At 43.6% G+C, this 20,441-nt stretch carries 24 protein-coding genes and 1 tRNA gene; 17 read left to right on the forward strand and 8 right to left on the reverse strand.

The window, feature by feature from the left end; all coding sequences use genetic code 11:
- Positions 1 to 25: 25 nt before the first annotated feature.
- Positions 26 to 1,045: a bile acid:sodium symporter gene (locus tag FAI41_05885; protein QCE33164.1), complete on the forward strand. Its 1,020-nt coding sequence runs from the start codon at positions 26 to 28 to the stop codon at positions 1,043 to 1,045.
- Here FAI41_05885 and mutY read toward each other — a convergent pair.
- Positions 1,023 to 2,111 carry an A/G-specific adenine glycosylase gene (mutY, locus tag FAI41_05890; protein QCE33165.1) on the reverse strand — a complete coding sequence of 363 codons (1,089 nt, stop codon included), beginning with the start codon at positions 2,109 to 2,111 and terminating at the stop codon, positions 1,023 to 1,025. The genes FAI41_05885 and mutY overlap by 23 nt on opposite strands.
- A 70-nt stretch (positions 2,112 to 2,181) precedes the next feature.
- Here mutY and FAI41_05895 point away from each other — a divergent pair, with 70 nt between their 5' ends.
- A complete protein-coding gene (locus FAI41_05895; GenBank protein ID QCE33166.1) occupies positions 2,182 to 2,730 on the forward strand; it encodes a DUF721 domain-containing protein in 549 nt (182 codons plus the stop codon).
- Between the two features lie 25 nt (positions 2,731 to 2,755).
- On the opposite strand, the gene FAI41_05900 is transcribed toward FAI41_05895, so the two are convergent.
- From FAI41_05900 to serB, 3 genes are read right to left on the reverse strand one after another with little or no spacing between them, the layout of a single operon-like run.
- Positions 2,756 to 3,034: a hypothetical protein gene (locus FAI41_05900; GenBank protein ID QCE33167.1), complete on the reverse strand. Its 279-nt coding sequence runs from the start codon at positions 3,032 to 3,034 to the stop codon at positions 2,756 to 2,758.
- On the reverse strand, positions 3,019 to 3,387 hold the full coding sequence (locus FAI41_05905; GenBank protein ID QCE33168.1) for a hypothetical protein: 369 nt from the start codon (positions 3,385 to 3,387) through the stop codon (positions 3,019 to 3,021). The genes FAI41_05900 and FAI41_05905 overlap by 16 nt, the downstream gene beginning before the upstream one ends.
- Positions 3,388 to 3,416: 29 nt before the next feature.
- Positions 3,417 to 4,295 carry a phosphoserine phosphatase SerB gene (gene serB, locus FAI41_05910; protein QCE33801.1) on the reverse strand — a complete coding sequence of 293 codons (879 nt, stop codon included), beginning with the start codon at positions 4,293 to 4,295 and terminating at the stop codon, positions 3,417 to 3,419.
- Positions 4,296 to 4,437: 142 nt separating this feature from the next.
- Here serB and miaA point away from each other — a divergent pair, with 142 nt between their 5' ends.
- The 6 genes from miaA (at position 4,438) to FAI41_05940 (ending at position 9,539) form a co-directional block, all read left to right on the forward strand.
- Complete coding sequence (gene miaA, locus FAI41_05915; protein ID QCE33169.1) at positions 4,438 to 5,433, forward strand: tRNA (adenosine(37)-N6)-dimethylallyltransferase MiaA; 996 nt, start codon at positions 4,438 to 4,440, stop codon at positions 5,431 to 5,433.
- Between the two features lie 4 nt (positions 5,434 to 5,437).
- Positions 5,438 to 6,442 (forward strand): ketol-acid reductoisomerase, encoded by a 1,005-nt coding sequence (gene ilvC, locus FAI41_05920; protein ID QCE33170.1) that lies wholly within the window; start codon positions 5,438 to 5,440, stop codon positions 6,440 to 6,442.
- A gap of 14 nt (positions 6,443 to 6,456) precedes the next feature.
- Positions 6,457 to 7,404 carry a 3-methyl-2-oxobutanoate hydroxymethyltransferase gene (gene panB, locus FAI41_05925; GenBank protein ID QCE33171.1) on the forward strand — a complete coding sequence of 316 codons (948 nt, stop codon included), beginning with the start codon at positions 6,457 to 6,459 and terminating at the stop codon, positions 7,402 to 7,404.
- Positions 7,391 to 7,729 (forward strand): antibiotic biosynthesis monooxygenase, encoded by a 339-nt coding sequence (locus tag FAI41_05930; protein QCE33172.1) that lies wholly within the window; start codon positions 7,391 to 7,393, stop codon positions 7,727 to 7,729. The genes panB and FAI41_05930 overlap by 14 nt, the downstream gene beginning before the upstream one ends.
- Before the next feature lie 60 nt (positions 7,730 to 7,789).
- Positions 7,790 to 8,740 carry an ROK family protein gene (locus tag FAI41_05935; GenBank protein QCE33173.1) on the forward strand — a complete coding sequence of 317 codons (951 nt, stop codon included), beginning with the start codon at positions 7,790 to 7,792 and terminating at the stop codon, positions 8,738 to 8,740.
- A gap of 103 nt (positions 8,741 to 8,843) precedes the next feature.
- Positions 8,844 to 9,539, forward strand: coding sequence for a hypothetical protein (locus tag FAI41_05940; GenBank protein QCE33174.1), 696 nt, complete (start codon positions 8,844 to 8,846; stop codon positions 9,537 to 9,539).
- 76 nt (positions 9,540 to 9,615) lie between these two features.
- Here the strand turns inward: FAI41_05940 and FAI41_05945 are convergent, their stop codons facing one another.
- From FAI41_05945 to FAI41_05955, 3 genes are all read right to left on the reverse strand, one after another.
- Positions 9,616 to 11,211: a phosphoglycerate dehydrogenase gene (locus FAI41_05945; GenBank protein QCE33175.1), complete on the reverse strand. Its 1,596-nt coding sequence runs from the start codon at positions 11,209 to 11,211 to the stop codon at positions 9,616 to 9,618.
- Between the two features lie 45 nt (positions 11,212 to 11,256).
- A complete protein-coding gene (locus FAI41_05950; GenBank protein ID QCE33176.1) occupies positions 11,257 to 12,426 on the reverse strand; it encodes a phosphoserine transaminase in 1,170 nt (389 codons plus the stop codon).
- Positions 12,427 to 12,541: 115 nt separating this feature from the next.
- Complete coding sequence (locus FAI41_05955) at positions 12,542 to 13,717, reverse strand: energy transducer TonB (protein QCE33177.1); 1,176 nt, start codon at positions 13,715 to 13,717, stop codon at positions 12,542 to 12,544.
- Between the two features lie 231 nt (positions 13,718 to 13,948).
- Between FAI41_05955 and FAI41_05960 the strand changes: the two genes are divergently transcribed.
- The 8 genes from FAI41_05960 to FAI41_05995 all read left to right on the forward strand — a co-directional run bounded on the left by FAI41_05960 (position 13,949) and on the right by FAI41_05995 (position 18,846).
- Positions 13,949 to 14,626 carry a DNA-3-methyladenine glycosylase 2 family protein gene (locus tag FAI41_05960; protein ID QCE33178.1) on the forward strand — a complete coding sequence of 226 codons (678 nt, stop codon included), beginning with the start codon at positions 13,949 to 13,951 and terminating at the stop codon, positions 14,624 to 14,626.
- Between the two features lie 118 nt (positions 14,627 to 14,744).
- Entirely contained in the window at positions 14,745 to 14,963 is a 219-nt protein-coding gene (infA, locus tag FAI41_05965) for a translation initiation factor IF-1 (GenBank protein QCE33179.1), read from the forward strand.
- Positions 14,964 to 14,970: 7 nt separating this feature from the next.
- Positions 14,971 to 15,630 carry a septum formation protein Maf gene (gene maf / locus FAI41_05970; protein ID QCE33180.1) on the forward strand — a complete coding sequence of 220 codons (660 nt, stop codon included), beginning with the start codon at positions 14,971 to 14,973 and terminating at the stop codon, positions 15,628 to 15,630.
- A 67-nt stretch (positions 15,631 to 15,697) separates the two neighbouring features.
- Positions 15,698 to 16,603, forward strand: coding sequence for a hypothetical protein (locus FAI41_05975; protein ID QCE33181.1), 906 nt, complete (start codon positions 15,698 to 15,700; stop codon positions 16,601 to 16,603).
- A gap of 302 nt (positions 16,604 to 16,905) precedes the next feature.
- Positions 16,906 to 17,100 carry a DNA gyrase inhibitor YacG gene (gene yacG, locus FAI41_05980; protein QCE33182.1) on the forward strand — a complete coding sequence of 65 codons (195 nt, stop codon included), beginning with the start codon at positions 16,906 to 16,908 and terminating at the stop codon, positions 17,098 to 17,100.
- A 121-nt stretch (positions 17,101 to 17,221) separates the two neighbouring features.
- Positions 17,222 to 17,297, forward strand: a tRNA-Phe gene (locus FAI41_05985).
- A 357-nt stretch (positions 17,298 to 17,654) separates the two neighbouring features.
- Positions 17,655 to 17,903 (forward strand): helix-turn-helix domain-containing protein, encoded by a 249-nt coding sequence (locus tag FAI41_05990; GenBank protein ID QCE33183.1) that lies wholly within the window; start codon positions 17,655 to 17,657, stop codon positions 17,901 to 17,903.
- 178 nt (positions 17,904 to 18,081) lie between these two features.
- A complete protein-coding gene (locus FAI41_05995) occupies positions 18,082 to 18,846 on the forward strand; it encodes a DUF421 domain-containing protein (protein ID QCE33184.1) in 765 nt (254 codons plus the stop codon).
- On the opposite strand, the gene FAI41_06000 is transcribed toward FAI41_05995, so the two are convergent.
- Positions 18,843 to 19,583, reverse strand: a complete 741-nt coding sequence (locus FAI41_06000; protein QCE33185.1) for a CDP-diacylglycerol diphosphatase — start codon at positions 19,581 to 19,583, stop codon at positions 18,843 to 18,845. The genes FAI41_05995 and FAI41_06000 overlap by 4 nt on opposite strands.
- A 186-nt stretch (positions 19,584 to 19,769) precedes the next feature.
- Between FAI41_06000 and FAI41_06005 the strand changes: the two genes are divergently transcribed.
- On the forward strand, positions 19,770 to 20,381 hold the full coding sequence (locus FAI41_06005) for a hypothetical protein (protein ID QCE33186.1): 612 nt from the start codon (positions 19,770 to 19,772) through the stop codon (positions 20,379 to 20,381).
- Positions 20,382 to 20,441 lie beyond the last annotated feature (60 nt).

The following is a 20,441-nucleotide window of genomic DNA, read 5'->3' on the forward strand; positions in this document are numbered from 1 at the left end:
TTAAAGAAGCTGAGGGAAAAATGTCATGTTGAATCGTTTAAGGATAGATCCTTTTTTATTAATGATTTTGATTGCGGTTTCTGCGGCCTGTTTTGCGCCCTGTTCGCATCAGTTTCTATCCTTTTTCGAGATTTTGACGTCTCTTTTAGTTATGGGAATGTTTTTTCTCCAAGGCGCACGCTTGGAGTGGCAGGTTCTAAAAGAAAGTATTCAAAATTGGCGTCTTCAACTGCTTGTGCTGCTTTCAAGTTATCTCCTTTTCCCGCTGATGGGCGATGCGCTGTATCATTTATTTTTTTCGGCCTCCGTAAATGGTTTGGCAGGCAAGGCTTTATGGGGCGGTATTTTGTTTTTGTGTTGTTTGCCTTCAACCGTTCAATCCTCTATCGCTCTCACCTCCATGGCGCGTGGCAATGTTGCCGCAGCGATCTGCGCTGCCAGTCTTTCTAACCTTATTGGGATTATTGTGACCCCGATTTTGGTGGGGATTGTTGTTCTGCCAAAATTAGGGATTCAGGGAGCTTCACCAGATCTTTTCGGCCCACAATTTATCCATGCGGTTATTCGTTTTTCATGGGAGCTTTTCTTGCCTTTTATGTGTGGGCAGATTGCTGGTGGCTTTATTGGAAAAAGTTTGAGAAAGCATAAAAAATTACTTTCTTTTTGTGAAAGAGGCTCGATCGCACTGATGATTTATACAGCCTTTAGCATGGCAGTTTTAGGGGGTGTGTGGCATCAGCTTTCAGGCTTTGAGTTCGCTTCAATGGTGGGGATTCTATTCCTCCTCTTAGGCGGGATGCTGAGTCTGACTTTCTTTTTAGCATGGCGTATGAAAGGGATGGATTTTAGCAATGCGATTGCGATTCAGTTTTGCGGCTCCAAAAAGGCTTTAAGCTCTGGTATACCAATGGCAAATGCGCTTTTTGGTGCACAGGCAGGGATCATGTCTATTCCCTTGCTTTTTTATCATCAATTTCAGATTTTTCTTTGCGCACTTTTGGCTAAAAAATATACAAAACGCCCTAATCTGCCTCTTGAGAAGTAGATTTTTTGCGAAGAAAATTTTGGTAGGCTTTTTTCATCAAGGTTGAAAGCGCTGCCTCCTCCGGATTAGCCCAGCCTCCTTTTTTATAGGAAATCTTTTGTGTAAGTGGCGGCAGGAAATAGGGGGTTAGAAAAAGGGTAAAATGGGTAAAAATATGTTTTACCTCTTCGGCTTTTTGCCAATGCCCCGGTATCGGAGCCTGTTTCATAAGTTCTGTTTCTTCTTCTCTTTCTAAATTCCAGTCTGTTCCGGGCATTTCCATTGTACTCCCCAGAAGGCCTTTGGGCGGTCTTTTTTGGAGCCAAATTTCTCCGGCTGCGTTTTCAAGAATAAAGACGGCGCCATATTTTGTTGGATTTTTGGCCTTAGGGGAGCGTTTTGGCAATTCAGCAGCTTGATTTGTTTTAAAGGCCTGGCATGTTTTCAGCCAAGGACAGCTTAAACATGCTGGAGAACGTGGCGTACAGATAAGCGATCCAAGGTCAAAGAGGGCTTGCATAAAGTCACTGGGGCGATTTTGTGCCGCCGGGGAGTGGTTTAACGTTTCAGCAAGTTTATGAAGAGTAGGTCTGGAAGCAGGGAGAGGGTCTGCAAGGGCAAAAATTCTCGCAGCAACCCGTTCCACATTGCCGTCAATGGCAACATAAGGCTGGTTAAAGGCCATAGAGGCAATCGCATTGGCCGTATAAGGCCCAATACCGGGGAGTTTTTTAAGTTCCTGTGGAGAGGTGGGAAAAGCACCGCCAAGTTCTATAATTTTATGGGCACATTTTAAAAGATTTCGTGCTCTCGCATAATAGCCAAGTCCCGCCCATTCTTTCATAACCTCTTCTTCAGAAGCTTGGGAGAAAGCTTTAATATTTGGCCATTTCGTCAGGAATTTATGATAATAATCAATAACGGTTTTGACACCTGTTTGCTGGAGCATAATTTCACTGAGCCAGACATGGTAAGGGTCTGTTTTTGCTGATTTTTCAGCACGCCATGGCAGAGTTCGGCCATTTTGGTCATACCATTCCAAGAGTAAATGGGCATCAGGAATAAAAGAAGGGGAGGGATGAGACATAAAGCAGATAGAAGAAGCAGGGTTAAAGGGGTATAAAAGTGATAGGTAATTTCAGCTGTTTTAGGACAATATGGCCAAGCAGGTAAAAATAAAAAAGAAAATAGGCGAATTTCGTCCTTATGAAGAGAGAGAGGGGCGGTTTAAATATATTGGCGCAAGACGACGTGAAAAGCTTTGGGACATTGGTCTCGTTGCTTCTCAAATCAGTCAGGTGGCTTTACGGAAAAAATCGCCTCTTTTTGTGCGCCTTTCTATGGAATGGGAAAATTTTGTCGGTGCCGCTTTGGCTAAGACAACCCAGCCTTCTAAACTTCACCAGAATGTTTTAACGGTAAAGTGCCAAGGGCCTGCAGCGATGGAACTGCAATATTTAATCCCTCAGCTTTTAAAACGTTTAAATGAAACCTGCGGTCTTTATGGGGATCAGGCCCTTACTCGGATTAAAATATTGCAGGATGTAAGAACATCAGTGCCCCAAAATTTTGGACTTTCAAGTACTTCTAAACCGTTTTTGAAAAAGATTGAAAACAATAAAAAAGCCCTTTTATCTGAAGAACTGGATAAAATTGAAAGTGAATCTCTTAAAGCCATTTTTCAGAAATTTATTTCAAAATTATAAGGGGGAAAAATCCCCTCTTATGTTGCTAGCGGTTGATATTTGTACGTCTTAGAAGGTCTGTGAAGGCTTCAAGCGGGATCTTATCAAGGAGATAAAAATCATAGAACAAAGAGCGAATTTCTGGCGCAGGAAAGCGAAAAGGCTCTTCTGTGAGGAGAAGGGGTTCGTAACGGCCATGTGTCATCACTTTTGAACGGTTATTTGTATGCCCATCTTTTGTTGAGACAACGAGGTAACGGCTATTAGAAAGTTTAAAATTCAAAAGGGTGCGAGCGACATCAAAATCATTTAAATGGCAGAGCATTTCTTTGCAGAAAATGAGATCTGCTTGTGATGCAATGTCAATACAGCATTAAATTCTGTAAATCGATATTGTGAAAAATTCTCATTATGGGCTTGTATAGCCTCAGCAACAATATCAAAGCCATGATATTTGATCTGAGGGTATTTTTCCAAAACGATTTCAAACCAGTTAAAATCGCCGCATGGAATATCATTGATACTGCAGATATTAAATTGTGGAATAATCTGGTCAAATAATTTTAAAGCCTCTTGAACAATCCGAGATCCTCGTTCTGAGCCTGGCCCAGAACGACTTTCAGATGATTCCCAAAGGTTATTTTTCCAGACATGTGTAAAGTTTTCTTTTAAATTCATGTCATTCACTTTGTATATTTGCGTTTATTTTATTCAGAGATAAAGTCAGAAGCAGAATAGCCCTGTGCGAAGAGTAATGTCCGCATACTGGTAAAATTAATCTGCGTTGGAATTAACGCTTTTACTTTTGGATCAGCATACCATGCCACACCAAGTCCTGCTGTGGAAAGCATTGGAATATCATTGCTGCCATCACCAGCAGAGAGTGCTGCAGAGGTTTGAACTCCACGTTCTTCACAAAGTTGCAACAGGGCTTTGACCTTGTCTTCCGGGCCGAGCACAGGTTCAAAAAGAGAGCCTGAGAGTTTACCATTTTCCCATTGAAGTTTATTGGCAAAAGCGTGATCGAAACCGATTTCTTTGGCAACACGATTGGTAAACCAGTCAAAACCACCTGAAATCAATGCCGTCACGGCACCATGCGCCTTCATCGTACGGACAAGCTCTTTAATGTGCGGGGTACGTTTTAAGCCGTCCAGAATAGATTGAAGCTCTTTTTCTGTGGTACCTGCCATGAGTGGAATACGGCGACGCATTGTTTCTGCAAAGGTTTCACCTTTTGCACGTGCATCTGCAATAATTTCTTGCAGCTCATCGGTTCTCCCGCGCAATTTGATAATCGCATCGGGGGTTTCGCCCTCCAAGACTGTACTGTCCATATCGCAGGTTAAGATAGCTTTACGGCGGCCACGTTTACGGGTGAGCAGCGCATCAACCCGAAACTGTGCTAAAGTTGCCCGAATGGTCTGAGGGGAAACCGCATTTTCTGCAGGGAGGCAGCAGGGAATATCAACAGCCTCGTTTTCAGAAAGAATAAGCGGTTCTTCGCCTTGGACGAGATGGCGTGCCGTATCGATCGCTTCTTGTGAGAGGTTGCCTTCTTCACGATTGGCAACGATTGTCAGCATAAAGGAACGTGGGGCTGAAGGATTAGACAATATATTTCCCTTCAATAAAGTAAAATAGTAAAAGAGATGCCTAAAACAAAAATATGCGGCACATTGTTAGTTTAAAGAAAAGAACAGGATAAAGAAAGGTAAGCGCCTAAAGATGGCAGAGGATAAAACATCATTTCTACGACAAAGGGCTTTAATTGTCGCAGGGCCTACCTGTTCAGGAAAATCTGCCTTAGCGATCGCTTTAGCAGAGGAAATTAATGGCGTTGTGATTAATGCAGACGCCATGCAGTGCTATAAGGATTTACGCATTTTAACCGCACGTCCTTCTGAAGCGGATGAGAAAAAAGTTCCCCATTTTCTCTATGGTGTTTTGGATGGCGCAGAGCGAGGCTCTGTTGGATGGTGGCTGCCCGAAGCCATGAAAATGCTCACTTACTGTCGGCAGGAAAATCTTATTCCAATTTTTTGCGGCGGGACAGGAATGTATATCAATGCGTTGATTCACGGTATTGCCGATATTCCGCCTGTTAATGATTCGATTCGGAAAGAGGTGGAAAATCTGTTGGCAGAAAAAGGCGGGGAAGCCTGTTTAGCCCAGCTTAAGGAGGAGGACCCGATCACGGCCGCAAAACTCAAGCCCCAAGATCAGCAAAGAATTTGCCGTGCTTTGTCCGTTTTAAGGGGGACAGGAAAACCTCTTTCTTATTGGCAATCTCGTTCGCAGATTGCAGGGGCAACGTGCGACTTTAATTTTTTCCACTTTGCGCCGGAAAGAGAATTTTTAAGAAGCCGTTTGGAAAGACGTTTTAAAAAAATGCTTCAGGCAGGGGCATGGGAAGAAGTCGAAAGATTTTTAGAAAGAGGATTAAGTGACACTTTACCGCTCATGCGTGCGCATGGTGTTCCTGAGTTAAAACGTTGCCAAGCAGGAGAAGTCGATTTAGAGGAAGCTGCCTCTTTGGCTATTTCTGCGATGCGTTCTTATGCAAAACGTCAAGATACATGGTTTCGGCATCATGCTTTAGGGGCTGAGGGAGAGGGGATTATCTTTAAAAATCCTATCACATTCGAACCTCAGGAAGATGAGATGGACCTAGAAAAAGCTAGAGTAATCGCAATGGATTTTTTGAAAAGAAAAGGGTTTTAAAAAGATGAAAATCTTTTCAGAAAAAGATTCTGATCCTACACGATTATTGAATCAGCAGATTATTTTATTCGGTTATGGCAGTCAGGGGCGGGCACAGGCTTTGAATGCACGTGATAGTGGGGCAAAATTTATAAAGATTGCTTTGCCGCTCTCTTCAAAATCACGTGTAAAGGCGATGGCAGATGGTTTTGAAGTGCTCTCTCTTATTGAAGGGGCAAAAATTGCAGATATTGCAATTATTCTCACACCGGATGAAACCCATGCAGAGCTTTATGAGGCTATTTTGGAGAAATATCTTCCTCTTCAAGCCTCCATTGGTTTTGCACATGGTTTTGCCCTGCATTTTGGTGAAATGACATTAAGAGAAGATTTGACGTCTTTTTTAGTCGCCCCAAAGGGGCCTGGCTATTTATTGCGTGAAAAATATCAAAATCATTCAGGATTGATGGCACGGATTGCGGTTTGGCCGCAGGGCGACCAGATAAAATCTTTGGCAGATGCGTTGAGCTGGTCTGCTTTGATTGGCTGTGCCCGTATTGGGATGCTCGAAACAGATTTTTCTCAGGAAACAGAAAGTAACCTCTTCGGAGAGCAGGCCATTCTCTGCGGTGGTGCCGCTGCTTTATTACGGGCAGGGTTTGAGGTGATGGTCGAAAACGGTATTTCTCCAGAGATGGCCTATCTGGAATCGGCGCATTCTCTTAAAATTATCGCAGATTTGATTTATGCCAAGGGCCTAGAGGGGGCAAATAAGCTTATTTCTAAAACAGCTTCTTATGGTGGATATATAGGAGAGGCAGCTTATCAAAATTCTGATATAAAGCAGGTTATGTCAGCGCTGATGGCAGAGATAAAGTCCGGAGAATTCGCCAAGCAGTTTAAGAAAGAAAAAGAAGACGCCTATCCTGTGATGCAGGAACAAGAGGCAAAAGCAGAAAAAGAAACAATGAGCCGAACGGGCCAGCGCTTACGAAACTGGCTGTTTAAAGAAGATTCAAAAAGTAAATAAGGAGTACCGTCCACATGGTTGATCAGTCGGCTTCCCCATACGGACATCCAAGTAACGGATTTCAAAAAACATCCCTCCAACAAAATGCCGCTCCCGTGGCAGTGCCTAAACGCCGCCGGACTTTAGCATCCCTTGAAAAAATGCGTCGCTCTGGTGAGCATCTGCCAATGATTACGGCCTATGATTATCCGTCAGCCATTATGGCAAATCAGGCAGATATTCCCATGTTGTTGGTGGGGGATTCTTTAGGCATGGTGATTCAGGGGAATGACAGCACGATTCCCGTGACGATGGAGGAGATGATTTACCATACCAAAATGGTTGTGCGTGGCTGTGGACGTGCTTTTGTCATTGCCGATATGCCTTTTTTTTCTTACGCAACTTTAGAGGAGGGTATCAAAAATGCCGTCCGTCTGATTCAAGAAGGTGGCGCACAGGCGCTTAAAATTGAGGGAAGCCTTGAAATTCTTCCTTTGGTAAATGCGCTAACGGTTCGTGGGATTCCTGTGATGGCGCATATTGGCCTGCGTCCGCAATCCCAGTTGCAAATGGGGCTCCGAATTCAGGGAAAAAATATCGAAGGGACACAACGTCTCTTAGAAGAGGCAATGGCTTTTGAAGAGGCAGGTGCTTTTGGTTTATTGCTCGAATGCATTCCGACAGAAGTGGCAAAAATTATTACTAAATCGGTAGATATTATGACGATAGGGATTGGTGCTGGAAAATATTGTTCAGGCCAAGTACAGGTCTGGCATGATCTTCTCGGATTCTGTGCTGGAAAAATTCCACGTCATGCACGTCGTTTTGCAGATCTTGCACCGATTATAACAAAGGCATTGAGTGATTATGCTGCCGAAGTGAAAAGTGGGTTTTTCCCAACAGAAGCACAGAGTGTTGCCGCTTCTCCGGAGCTGATGGCAGCTTTAAAGCAAGAGATGTTAGCACAAGATGAAACAGCTTAAATCGAGAGAGAGTTTATCAATGTCAGAGACAAAAATATTTATTACAGCAACGATTACGGTTGAGCCGAAAATGTTTGCAAGTCTTGAGCCTGTTTTGAGGGATTGCGCCGATCTCTCCCAAAAAGAAGCGGCCTGCTTGCGTTATGAAGTCGGAGCAGATGTCCAAAAGGTCGGACGTTTTGTCCTCAGCGAAATTTGGGAAAATGAGGCAGGATTTAAAGCGCATCTTGCAACGGCGCATTTTAAAAAGCTTGGGGAGACTTTAAAGAAACTTTCCGGTGTACTGGATGTTATTCAGACAACACCTTTTTCAACTATGCCTTGAGCTGAGAGTAGCTTAAAAAGAATATATTTTTAGTCAGCTTTTTAATAGAAGGCATAAGAGATGGCAGATTATCGACTTGGGATTGATCTCGGCGGAACAAAAATTGAAATTGTCGCTATTGATCGTGAGGGGAAAGAAGTCCTTAAACAACGTGTTCCAACACCGCATGGGGAATATGAAAAAACCGTTCTTGCCGTTCGTGATATTGTGTTGGATGCAGAGGCGAAGTTAAATTGTATCCCTGGTAGCCGTGTTGCTGCAGGGCAGGCCAGCTCAACGCTTGGGATTGGCTGTCCGGGTTCAATCGTTCCGCAAACAGGTCTTTTGGATCATTGCAATGCGACTTGGTTAAATGGCAAAGCTTTTGACAAGGATATTGAGCTTGCCTTAGGCCGTCCAATTCGTATGGAAAATGACGCAAATTGTTTTGCGCTTTCTGAAGCTGTTGATGGCGCAGGTATGGGAAAATCTGTTGTTTTTGGTACGATTTTTGGTACGGGGATGGGCGCTGGAATTGTTGCCAATGGCCGTTTACTTTCAGGTCTGCATCGTCTTGCAGGGGAGTGGGGGCATACGCCATTGCCGTGGGTAAAAGACACAGACCTGCCTTTGCGTCCTTGTTTCTGCGGTCAGATAGGCTGTCAGGAGCGTTATCTTTGCGGGGAGGCGTTGGCGACAGATTGGCTTGGTGAAGGGCACCATTCTGCAAAAGGTATTGCCGAGGCATTGGAAGCTGGTGATGCAAAAGCAGAAAAGGCGGTCGCCCTTTTTGTTGACCGTATGGCACGTGCTTGCGCCCGTGTGATTGATTTTCTTGATCCTGATGTCATTGTGCTTGGTGGCGGGGTGACAAATTTGCCTAATCTGTGTGAAAAAGTTAGCGGAAAGCTTGCAGAACATATTACAGGCGGTTTCCCTTGCGAGACTCCTATCGTTATGAATCAGCATGGTGATAGTTCTGGTGTCCGTGGAGCCGCATGGCTTTGGGATGTGCAAGAAACAGGCGCTTGAGATAAGCCATAAGCCTGTGGGATACTTATTTTAAGAAAATTTGAAATATTTCCTGAAAATCCTCGCCAAAGGCGGGGATTTTTTGATTTGTTGAAAGCAATTTATGTCTGCATTAGCGTTTAAGAAATTAACACAGGCAGAAGCCGTTCTCTGGGTTTTGGAAAGCACGGGTTTGGCGCTTACAAGACATGAAATTTTAGCAATTTTGACAGATAAAGATTTATGTGAATTTGGCGGTAATACACCTAGCCAGACAGTTTCTCGTATTCTTTCAACAACAGTTAAAAATGCGCCTACCCGTTTAAGGCGTGTGGATAAGGCACGTTATTTAGCCCTTAAACCACAAACAGATCCTTTCCTCTTTAATGCAGAGGATCAGAATATACAGCTTCTTTTAGATAATGATTTTTTACCTAAAACGGAAAAAGAGCGTTTGGTAAAGGTTCGTTTAGGGCAGTATTTATTTCGGAAAAAACTAGATGAATTTTGGCATGGAAGCTGTGCATTGACAGGATTTAAACAGCGCCAAGCGCTTAGAGCCTCTCATATTATTCCGTGGCGTGAAAAAGCCTCTTATCGCCTAGATCCAGATAATGGACTTTTACTACGGGCCGATATTGATGCGCTTTTTGATTCATATTTGATTTCTTTTACCTCTGCTGGTGAATTGCTTTTAGCGCGGCAATTAGAGAGGGAAGATCGTAAAATGTTGCCAAGAGAAGGAACGCTTTTACGTCATCGCCTAAATGAAAAACAAAAAATTTATTTAGAAGAGCATTGTTACCATTTTTTACGATAATTTTGTCTTTTTATCGGGATTTTATAGAGAAATATAAAAACCCCCACTAAAAAGTAGGGGGTTTGCTTTAGGTGATTTACTCAATATTGAAACTTAAAGACCTTGCCTCGTGGACACTTGGATTTTTTAAGATTTTCTTGAGGATTTTTGAGTCAATTTTTGCATCGACAGAAATCAGCGCAATCGCTTTGCCTTCTTCTTTTTTCCGTCCAAGTTGGAAGCTTGCAATATTGATTTCAGCTTCCCCTAATGTTGCTCCGACAGAGCCGATAATGCCAGGAATATCCTTATTGGCAAGATAGACCATGTAAGGGTTTACTTCCGTATCCATATTGATTCCCTGAATTTGAATCAGGCGAGGTTTGAGGTCAGAGAAAACCGTTCCGGCAACCGATAAAGTGCCTGTTTCGGTCTTAACGGTGAGCTTAATAAACCCGTCATAAACACCGCTTTTATCCCGTGTAACTTCGGAAAGAAGAATGCCTTTTTCCTTAATTAAGGTTGGGGCAGACACCATATTTATATCGGTTGCATGGGCGCGTAAAAATCCTGCAAGCAAAGCACTGGTTAAGGCTTTTGTATTCATTCCAGCAGGGGCGCCGTCATAGAGAATTTCTATTTCTTTGGCCGCACTTTCCTGCATTTGACCGATAAAGGAGCCGAGAACATCTGCCAAACGGATCAGCGGTTTGAGGCGTGGTGCTTCGTCAGCAGTAATGGCAGGCATATTCAGGGCATTTGTGACAGCACCACGGATGAGATAATCCGAAATCTGCTCCGCCACTTGAAGGGCAACATTTTCTTGCGCCTCATTGGTGGAGGCACCAAGATGCGGAGTGCAAACAACATTCGGTAAACCGAAAAGTGGACTTTCTTTGGCAGGTTCCGTTTCGAACACGTCAAAGGCAGCTCCGGCGACATGAGCTGATTTGAGCGCTTCTGCGAGGGCTACCTCATCAACCAATCCGCCTCTGGCGCAATTGATAAGACGAACCCCTTTTTTTGTTTTGGCAATATTTGCTTTGTTAAGAATATTTTTTGTTTTTTCTGTTTTTGGCACATGAAGCGTAATGAAATCAGCCTTTGCCAAAAGCGTCTCCAGATCCACTTTGGTGACACCAATTTCTTTGGCACGTTCCGCAGAGAGGAAGGGGTCATACGCTAAAACATGCATTTTGAGTCCCAAAGCCCGTGCACAAACGATGGAGCCAATATTACCTGCCCCAATCACACCAAGGGTTTTCCCGGTGATCTCAACGCCCATAAAACGGGATTTTTCCCATTTTCCAGCATGGGTGGAGGTGTTGGCTTCTGGGATTTGACGAGCCACAGCAAACATGAGTGCAATGGCATGTTCCGCCGTTGTGATCGCATTGCCAAAAGGTGTATTCATCACAATAATACCCTTTTTAGACGCTGCTGGAATATCGACATTATCCACACCGATTCCGGCACGTCCAATCACTTTTAGTTTTTTAGCCTTTTCTAAAAGTTTGGCTGTTACCTTTGTGGCGGAGCGGATGGCAAGCCCATCATATTGGCCAATGATTTCAGCCAGTTTTTCTTTGTCTTTTCCGAGATCAGGCTGAAAATCAACCTCGATGCCACGATCACGGAAAATTTGGATAGCGGTTTCCGAAAGTTTGTCGGAAACGAGAACACGAGGTGCCATAAAAAGGAAACCTTTCATGTAAAAGAAGGAAGAATATTTTTAAATTTAGGCGGAAAGGGCTGCTTTTTGCGTTTCGTATGCCCAAGAGAGCCAAGGCATTAATGCTTTAAGGTCAGAAGTTTCAATCGTTGCACCCGTCCAAATTCGAAGTCCCGCAGGTGCATCCCGATAGGCACCAATGTCAAAAGCAATTTTTTCCTTTTCGAGAAGGGCTGCAATGCGCTTGGCAAAATCTGCCTGTTCTTTTGGCGTAAGCTTGGTGATCTCAGGATCAACAATTTTCAGGCAAACGGAAGTATTGGATTGGGTTTTGGGATCAATAGCTAAATTGGCAATCCAGTCATTTTCAGCAACAAAATGATGAATGATTTCAGCATTTTTATTCGCCCGCTGGATAAGCGCCTCTAAACCACCAAGTTTTTTACCCCATTTAAGGGCATCAAGATAATCTTCGACACAGAGCATAGAAGGCGTGTTAATAGTTGCGCCTTCAAAAAGCCCTTCAATCAATTTTCCGCCTTTGGTCATGCGAAAAATCTTTGGAAGCGGCCAAGCCGGTACATAGCTTTCCAGTCGTTCCACCGCACGGGGAGAAAGGACGAGCATACCATGAGCCCCCTCGCCACCGAGGACTTTTTGCCAAGAGAAAGTTGTGACATCAAGTTTTGTAAAATCAAGATCCACAGCAAAAGCCGCAGAGGTTGCATCACAAATGGTCAGGCCTTTTCGATCTGTTGGAATGAAATCCGCATTTGGTAAACGTACACCCGATGTCGTGCCATTCCATGTAAAGACGACATCCCGGTTAAAATTGAGTTCGGTGAGATCTGGAAGATGGCCATAATCTGCCTCGAAACGGCGTACATCAGAAAGCTTTAACTGTTTGACAACATCTGTAACCCAGCCAGCACCAAAGCTTTCCCAAGCTAAAATATCTACCCCACGTTCGCCTAAGAGCGACCAAAGGGACATTTCCACCGCACCTGTATCAGAGGCAGGCACAATGGCAACCCGATAATCTTGGGGAATTTTGAGAATTTCTTTTGTGAGGTCAATCGCTTCTTTAAGCTTTGCCTTGCCAATTTTGGCACGATGAGAGCGGCCAAAAGGGGTGTCTTTAAGGGCTTCAAGAGACCAGTTAGGGCGCTTTGCGCAGGGACCAGACGAGTAGCATGGGTTGCCAGGACGCAATTCGGGCATCGTAATCTTTTTCATTTTTACCTATCCTTACAGATATGCGCTCTACGTTAGGGTAGAGTGTCCTGCCCCCTTTATCCGCCTTTTTTGAAAAAAGGGTCAAGGATATTTTTTAATTTTTTGAAAAAAGGAATTAGTGGCGGATCAAAAGATAATTGACTTGAACATCAATATCGAAATGATCGCCTTTCATATCTTCGGGGACATCGGGGAGTTTCTGCCCTTGGAAAATACTTACGGTCGCAACATCCAAAGAGGCAACGCCAGAGGGGCCTTTAACAAAAACTTGCTGAACATGCCCTTTACGATCCAGACGGACATGTACAGAGGTAGCCCCTTCAAGTTCTTGGCGGACGGCATCGTCAGGATAGAAAATATGGTTACGAATCCACGCATCCAGCTCGGCGCCGTAATCAGAACTGACACCTTTGATCGTACTGCTGCTGGAATAAGGGGCATTGATTTTACCATTGACACTCAGCGGGCCCATGACGCCCATATCAATCGCCCCTTTATTGCCGCCTTTTTGGCCTTTTTTATGGCGCATATCGTTAGGATCACCGTCAAAGCTGATGTCGGTTAAATGGGCAAAGGGGTTATTGGCGCTTTTGGAGGTGCTGATTTTAGAGGCATTTGCATTGGCTTGCGCCTCTGTCTTCGTTGGACTTGGTTTTTTTGCCTCAGGTTTTTCTTTTGGATTCTGTGCGGCAATTTCGCCGGTCTCTGAAAGATTTTCAGGGGGAACAGGTGGGGCAACAGGCGTTTTGGCAGGTGTTGGATTGGGCTGAGGTGCCGCTGTCGGTGGCGGTGGCGTACTGCCACCACCTTGTTCTTTTACACGCTCCCCTTTAACAGAATTCATCGCAGGTGGTGCAAAAATCATTTCCATTTGCGGCGCATCCGCTTGCTGATCTCCCCCCATCGACTTATGCGCAAAATTGACGAAAAGAAGAGCAAAAATAGCGCTATGTGTGAAGAGGGAGGCCGCAACACCACCAAGAATCCCTGTATCCACCCAAATATTTTTGGGAGTGAGGCGGTTGCGAACAGCGGGCGGAAAGCTGTAGCGGGTATTTTTTGGAGTGGCAGAATTTTGCTCTAAAGCCGAAGCAACGATGCCATCAGGTCGAAAAGAGGCATGAATTTTAGATGAAAAATTTGCAGGGTAGCGTGGTAAATGCGAAATTTCTTCGGAAATATTCTTTAAAAATTTTGCAGAATGTGGAGAAAGACGAGAATGACTTTGAGCTGGAATCGCTCGGAAATTTTTCTCGGTTTGAAAATTCTCTTCCCCATAATTTGGGCGCAAAGCCTCCCTTCGGCCTAAAGGGCGGAGTTTGCCTTTAGGCGTTGCATCTTCAGAACTACTGAAGCGAACATGTCGCGCATCACTGGCGCTTGAAGAGGAAGGATGAAAAAGAGATATGGGAAAACTTTGGGGTTAAATCAAAGAAAATTAAGCTTAGGAATAGGAAACTAGCAGAAAAAATCTGTTAAAAGAAAGGATAGCTCAAAAAAATAGCAGGGACACAATCTTCTTTTGCAAAAAAGTCACGAAATTTTATGGAAACAGGCGGAGGAAACTCTTCGGAAAGAACCTGCGTTTAAGTTTTGGCTGGAACAGGTGAAACTCCCTCACTGGCCTTTTCAAAATTATATGTCAGAACAGGCGAGTGCAGAGGAATCTCTTGTGATTTATTTTGCGCTTATGCGTGCCGTTGTTTCTCAGCAACTTTCAACAGGAAGCGCAAAAGCTATTTTGCAAAAATTGCAAAAGATTGAAAATAATCATCTACCCTTGCCGCATCACTTTTTAACCATAAGGGATGAAACGCTAAAAGCGTGCGGGCTAAGCCGGCAAAAAATTCGTTATTTAAGAGCGATTGCAGAAGAGGCGGAACAAAAGAAACTCCCAACGTCGCAAGAGGCATTGGCAATGGATTCCGAAGGTTTGTGTCAAAGACTTACAGATATTCCAGGTATTGGGGATTGGAGCGCCGATATGGTGATGATTTTTGCCCTCAATCATCCTGATATTTTTGCCGTTGGAGATTATGGCGTTCGGGAAGGGTATCGTCTAATCTATCAGCTTGAAAAACAGCCCTCTCCAAAGGCGCTGGCCAAAGCAGGAGAGAGATTTTCACCTTACCGTTCTCTGCTGACAGGATATTGCTGGAGCGTGAAGGAATTTATTCAAAAACGCCGTGATTTGACGTAATTTTGATACAGGTTCATAATTAAGGGTCTCTTTCTCTTTATGAAAGAGCGATAAGGGGCTTATTCATCGTAAGACCATTTTTATAAATTCTATTAAGCAACTAAAAAGAAAGCGCTGCATGCCTAAAGAAGATCTGATTGAATTCAGTGGAACGGTTCAAGAATTATTGCCTAACGCAATGTTTCGGGTTTTGTTGGACAATGAACATACTATTCTTGCCCATACGAGCGGAAAAATGAGAAAAAACCGTATTCGTGTTCTTGCGGGAGATCGGGTGAATGTCGAAATGACCCCTTATGATCTCACAAAAGGCCGGATTACCTTCCGCTTTAAATAAGAAATATATGTCTCATTTATCAGGGGATGCCGTTTTGCCTTCTCCCCGCTTTGTTTTGGCCTCAGCTTCGCCTCGCCGGCAGGAGCTGCTGTCCTCTATTAATCTGATTCCGGATGAAATCTGCCCAGCAAAGATTGAGGAAATCCCCCGTAATCGGGAGACCCCACGCTTGTTTGCAGAGCGCATGGCAGAGGAAAAGGCGGCTTATGTTGCTCAGAGAATGCAGGAATCAGCACTGATTTTGGGGGCAGATTCGGTTGTTGCTGTGGGCAGACGTATCCTTGGAAAGCCTAAAGATGCGGTAGAAGCACGGAAATTTTTTACCTTGCTTTCCGGCCGAAAACATCGGGTTTATACTGCTATCTGCCTTCTTCCAACGGTACATTATCCTCAAGGAACAAAAGCTGTTCGTGTGGTGGAAACAAGTGTGACCTTTGCACGCCTTTCCAAAGATCAGATGGATGCTTTGATTCAAGGCGGAGAATGGCAAGATAAGGCTGGCGGTTATGCCCTTCAGGGGCAGGCAGCCGCTTATATCCGTTCGATTTCCGGTAGCTCCTCGGCCGTGATTGGCTTGCCTTTGTTCGAAACAGCGCAGCTTTTTCGGGGGCAGGCTGGTCTTCGAGGGAAAAAGAGAGCTTCCGGTGATACTTATTGGCCGATTTGAGTGTGTAAGAGCTGTATAGAACAGCTCTTTTCCCATTTCATCCCACGGTTAAAAAGAGAGGAATGAGATGTCTTCTGATGATGTCATAGAGCTTCTTGCCTATAAGGGGCAGGTCTATGCGGCACTTGTGAACGGGGAAGGCGACATCTGCCGATCCGGTATTTATCATCCAGAAGAATCTGGTCAGCTCGGCGATATTCATTGGGTAAAGATTTTAAAATCTGTTCCAGGCCTTTCCGGCGCTTTTGTTTTGCTGGAAAAGAATGTTGAGGGTTTTTTACCCTATCGCAAGAATTATTCCTTTCAAGAGGGGGATTTTCTGGCGGCCTCTATTACCAGAGAGGCACAGCATGGCAAAGGATTACGCTTAAAGGCGCTGCCTGATCTCAAAATTCCTGATAAAATTAAGAATGAGAAAAAACCTTTCCTTTTAAAAAGGGGAAAATCCCTTTTGCAAATTTGGGCAGAGGAATTTCCAAGGGCGGAAATACGCTCTCCACATCCTGAAATAGCCCTTTATTTCCCAAAAGAAATCCGTTCACGTTTTCAAATTGATTATAATGCTTTTGATGCCGGCCTTAAAGAAGCGTTCGAAGCTTTAGGTGATCCACATTTTGACTTATCTCATGGGATCGAAGCGCATCTTTGCGTGACGGAGGCTTTAACAGCGATTGATTTGGATGCGCCGCAAGGGGCAGGGTTTGAAGAGAACCGCCGCGCGATTGAAAAACTCCTTCGTGAAATCGAATTAAGGCATTTAGGTGGCGTTATTTTAATTGATCCTGCAGGATTGCCGCTTAAAAAACGTTTTGCACTGACAAAATTTATTCAGGAATATGCAAAACAAACATTTTCCTTAAAATCTTTAAATGTGTTGGGCGCTACGCCCTCCGGCATGATTGAGTTAAGCGTAAAACGAGAGCGTAAATCACTTTTTGAAGCGTTGCAGTCTTTAGAAGAACAAGGCGTATAAAACAAAGGGGAAACGCCTTACCCGTATAAATATTTCTGCCTTTTTATTTTTATGATAATTTGAAAACAAGTTCTGTTTTTGAAGTGAGGGGCAAGATAAGACCGTCAGAAATTCTTTTACAAAAAAAAGAAAAGATAAAAGAGATTTTAGTTGAAGGGCATAGTGATGAGAATTTTTTACGTCAAATTTGCCCTTACAGCGTTTCTCTGTCCGAGTTTTTGTTATGACACAGCCACAACGCTTAAAGTATAATAAAAAACCTTATCAGAAATGATTGAAAAAATATTTAAAAAGGAAAGAAAATGGCCTGTCCTCTTTGCAACAAACCAACAGAACATGCGTCACGCCCTTTTTGCTCTGCCCGGTGCAAACAGATTGATTTAGGCCGCTGGTTTAATGGGGATTATCGTGTGGCTTCCCAACGAGAGGAAGATTTCGCAGAGGCGGTAGCGCTAACAGAAAGAGAACTTTTGCGCCGTCAGGAAGAAGAGAAATAGGAAAAATTTAAGAAAAATAAAGAATCTCTTAAAAAGGGGTTGCCTAAGGCCAAACACTAGGCTAAACCTTAGCCCCAGTGGATATGCTTCTTTTTATCGAGACAAGGGATAAAAAGATTTTGCCCGAGTAGCTCAGTCGGTAGAGCAAGCGACTGAAAATCGCTGTGTCGGTGGTTCGATTCCGCCCTCGGGCACCACTTTTCCTTTAGAAATATTTAAGAATTAGCCCAGCAAAAGAACATTGTTTTCTTCTGCTGGTTTTTTTTTGTTTATGCTTGCAAAAGCAATGCTGTTTTAAAGCATAAAATAATTTCACGAGTATGTTTCCTTTTTGCCCTTTTTCCCATGTGTTACATATCATCTCTTGAGTATGTCGCAGATAAAAACTCGTCAACAGGTTCTTGAGTGGCTAAGGAAGATAGAACAGTTTTCTATATATGATGTTTGATGAAATCATTTTAAGGGTAGAGAATTTTCTAGAAAATTGTTTTGCTTGTGGGATGTCGTTTTTTATTTGATTTTGAACGTCAATCCCAAGATGTGGAAGGATTAACATGGGGGATGCAGGGTTTGGGGAGCGTTTGACGGGGTGGCGGAAAAAGAGCGGTTTGTCACGTGTGGATGTGGCTAAGGCTTTGGATCTGGAGAAATCCTATCTCCAATCTGTCGAAGAGGGGCGGGTTTATCCAACCCGTTTGGCGATGCTCGGTTTCGAAAAATTCTTTGAGTTGCAGAAAAAGAAGCATATCTTTCAAAGAGGGGTATTTTTGAATCCTCCTACCAGACGAAAGGGGCTGAAATAGATTTCCCTTGTGCCGAAAATAAAGGGGGAAATCCTTTGAATAATTGACAGAAAGAGATATAAGCCAATAAACTTCCAGCCGTAGCAAGCCGGGCTATTTCCGACTTTTTCAGTCCTAATTAAAATCAAATATAAAAACCCTCCTGCCTTATGCGCAGGCAGAAAGATAAGGGAAAATCATGTCTCATTTACTCGATAATGTTTTACATGGTCTGGATGTCTATTTTACCCTTTCGAAAACAAATCTTTCTTTTTACCTCTCCATGCTATGGGAGATTTTAACGGGCTTTGCCGTTGTGATTGCCTATTTACGTTTTACCGGCAGAACCCAGTTTGCCCAGATGAATGCGATTGATCTGATTGGCAATTTTATCATCGGTGGTGTGATTGGCTGTGCGCTCTTTTCGCCCAGCATTACCTTTATGACTTATTTGGTGGCGCTGGTGCTAAGTGTTTTGGTGCTGGGTATTTTAAATTATCTCTATCTTCATATTGATTTTTTCCATCGTGTGACGGTCGGAAATCCTATTCCGGTTATTCGGGATGGAAAATTTTTGATGAAGCCGCTTTTATCCCGTGCGAGTAAGGTTGACGTGTTAAATGTGACCTCTCAGTTAAATTTACAGGGAATTTTTTGTTTTAATGAGGTTGCTTATGCCCAGTTGGAACCTAATGGGGCGCTTACAGTGACCAAGAACAAAGCGGAAATTCCGGCTGTCACAGTGATTTATCAAGGCTCTATTCGCAAAGAATCTTTGGAAAATCTTGAAAAAACGGAAGAGGAGCTTTTAGCAGACATGAAAAAATATGGGATTGCGCATGAAAAGGATATTTTCCTTGCGGAATATGCGCATAACGGTTTCCGTTATATTTGTTTAGATGGCCATGTCTTCCCAAAAGCTGCTAGTTCACAAGTCTCTTTTATGGAAAATGAAAAGGATTAATCCTTTTCACAATTATGCTCTTGGAGCATTTCGCCAGATCCCCAGTTGAAATGTAGAAAATTGACTTCGCTGGTAAGGATGTAAAAGCGTTTTCCAGGAGCTGCGGTGACGACCATAGTCTCTTTTTTCATTTTATCCGGATCAAAATGCTTTTCCTTATTTAAAGTGAGAAAAGGGGACTCTTGAAGCGTGTCAGTGAGATGAATGTGATACGGATTACCTTTTAAAATAATGCTTTCCGGTAAATGTTCTGGATCAAGATCATGAATTTGATGGGCAACGGATTTTTTCAGACAGCTAATATGAATATGTAGCTGATTTTGAGAACGAGCAAATTGGGAATTAATTGAAAGGGAAACGTCCTCATCTGAGATGGGATGTTGCGTGATTTTTGAAAGAATATTGCGAGCCTCCCATGCCGATTGCAAATAGTTTGGCGTTTGCGGATCGCCTAAGGCGGGGCTTTCGACACCATGTAGGCGCTGAAGTGGGATGAGGAGCACTTGCGCTTTCCCTGCAATATCTTTGAGAAGGGCATAATCTTGTTGCCGGTTATAAGCGAGGCAGGGCTTATGTTCAGGATTTTTGGCGCAGCGATGGGCAACAATATGCCAGAGCGCACTGGGATTATGCGCCGTTTGATGGAAATAAATAACAAGACAAAGAAGCAGTGCCATGAGCGCAAGAAAGCAGAAGATCGGTTTTTTAAAAAATAATCGGATCTGTTTTGAGAACATGGTCAAGGTGGCCCTTTTTGTTGAGGTTTAAAGGCAGAGTTTTGTCTGTTTTTCTTTTTAAAGAAAGGGGCTAGAAAAATTTTGTTTTCACAGACAGGATACGATAAGGGTAAAAGAGCGTTTTAACGTGTAAAATTTAAATTGGGCGAATTTGCCCTGAGGTTAAAGTTTAAGGAACGAGAAAAGATGAAAAAAACATTTTTAATCGCAGGGCTTTTAGCTGTTGCGCCTGTTATGAGTGTCAATTTTGCCCATGCGGATGAGATGGATATGTCCACCTCTGAAAAGGCCGTCAAGGTTTCTGATACGGTGGCATGGATTTCTAAAAAAATGACAGAGGCTGATATTGCTCAGCAAGAAGAGCAGCAAATTGGTGCCTGTGCTTTGGTGATGGATGTTCACAGCCCGCAACCGGGCCAAGGCGCACAGCCTTTGGTCATTCAGGCTCAGCATGGACAATATCGGATCGTCAGTGCGGATTCCGTTTGGAAATTGGTACAGAATGAAGGGGTGAAGGCCAATATTGAAATCGGCTCTTATAAAGCGCAATGGAATATGACACCGCTTGCACCGGTTGCAATGGGGACACCGATTACACAGGATGATCTTAATAAGCTTCTGACAGCATTAAACCAAAATCAGGACGGTAAAATCACCTATAATTTCTCTGCACCACAGGCCAGCACTTTCCAAAATCAGGCAGCGCCTACACAAGTCGGTGCACCTCAGGTTCTACAGATTCAAACAAATGGTATTTCCAAAGTTGTTGATTCTTTCCAATCCTGCATCGGGTCATAAGTTTTACGCTTAGAATGGATGTTTGAAAGCCTGCCTCTTTTTACGAGAGGCAGGTTTCTT

It is taken from the genome of Acetobacteraceae bacterium (assembly GCA_004843165.1).
Lineage (GTDB): Bacteria > Pseudomonadota > Alphaproteobacteria > Acetobacterales > Acetobacteraceae.

Bases quoted from the DNA above. Each gene is read 5' to 3' on its own strand.
- FAI41_05885 (QCE33164.1), top strand. From the start codon at position 26: ATGTTGAATCGTTTAAGGATAGATCCTTTTTTATTAATGATTTTGATT.
- mutY (QCE33165.1), bottom strand. From the start codon at position 2,111: ATGTCTCATCCCTCCCCTTCTTTTATTCCTGATGCCCATTTACTCTTG.
- FAI41_05895 (QCE33166.1), top strand. From the start codon at position 2,182: ATGGCCAAGCAGGTAAAAATAAAAAAGAAAATAGGCGAATTTCGTCCT.
- FAI41_05900 (QCE33167.1), bottom strand. From the start codon at position 3,034: ATGCTCTGCCATTTAAATGATTTTGATGTCGCTCGCACCCTTTTGAAT.
- FAI41_05905 (QCE33168.1), bottom strand. From the start codon at position 3,387: ATGAATTTAAAAGAAAACTTTACACATGTCTGGAAAAATAACCTTTGG.
- serB (QCE33801.1), bottom strand. From the start codon at position 4,295: ATGCTGACAATCGTTGCCAATCGTGAAGAAGGCAACCTCTCACAAGAA.
- miaA (QCE33169.1), top strand. From the start codon at position 4,438: ATGGCAGAGGATAAAACATCATTTCTACGACAAAGGGCTTTAATTGTC.
- ilvC (QCE33170.1), top strand. From the start codon at position 5,438: ATGAAAATCTTTTCAGAAAAAGATTCTGATCCTACACGATTATTGAAT.
- panB (QCE33171.1), top strand. From the start codon at position 6,457: ATGGTTGATCAGTCGGCTTCCCCATACGGACATCCAAGTAACGGATTT.
- FAI41_05930 (QCE33172.1), top strand. From the start codon at position 7,391: ATGAAACAGCTTAAATCGAGAGAGAGTTTATCAATGTCAGAGACAAAA.
- FAI41_05935 (QCE33173.1), top strand. From the start codon at position 7,790: ATGGCAGATTATCGACTTGGGATTGATCTCGGCGGAACAAAAATTGAA.
- FAI41_05940 (QCE33174.1), top strand. From the start codon at position 8,844: ATGTCTGCATTAGCGTTTAAGAAATTAACACAGGCAGAAGCCGTTCTC.
- FAI41_05945 (QCE33175.1), bottom strand. From the start codon at position 11,211: ATGGCACCTCGTGTTCTCGTTTCCGACAAACTTTCGGAAACCGCTATC.
- FAI41_05950 (QCE33176.1), bottom strand. From the start codon at position 12,426: ATGAAAAAGATTACGATGCCCGAATTGCGTCCTGGCAACCCATGCTAC.
- infA (QCE33179.1), top strand. From the start codon at position 14,745: ATGCCTAAAGAAGATCTGATTGAATTCAGTGGAACGGTTCAAGAATTA.
- maf (QCE33180.1), top strand. From the start codon at position 14,971: ATGTCTCATTTATCAGGGGATGCCGTTTTGCCTTCTCCCCGCTTTGTT.
- FAI41_05975 (QCE33181.1), top strand. From the start codon at position 15,698: ATGTCTTCTGATGATGTCATAGAGCTTCTTGCCTATAAGGGGCAGGTC.
- yacG (QCE33182.1), top strand. From the start codon at position 16,906: ATGGCCTGTCCTCTTTGCAACAAACCAACAGAACATGCGTCACGCCCT.
- FAI41_05990 (QCE33183.1), top strand. From the start codon at position 17,655: ATGGGGGATGCAGGGTTTGGGGAGCGTTTGACGGGGTGGCGGAAAAAG.
- FAI41_05995 (QCE33184.1), top strand. From the start codon at position 18,082: ATGTCTCATTTACTCGATAATGTTTTACATGGTCTGGATGTCTATTTT.
- FAI41_06000 (QCE33185.1), bottom strand. From the start codon at position 19,583: ATGTTCTCAAAACAGATCCGATTATTTTTTAAAAAACCGATCTTCTGC.
- FAI41_06005 (QCE33186.1), top strand. From the start codon at position 19,770: ATGAAAAAAACATTTTTAATCGCAGGGCTTTTAGCTGTTGCGCCTGTT.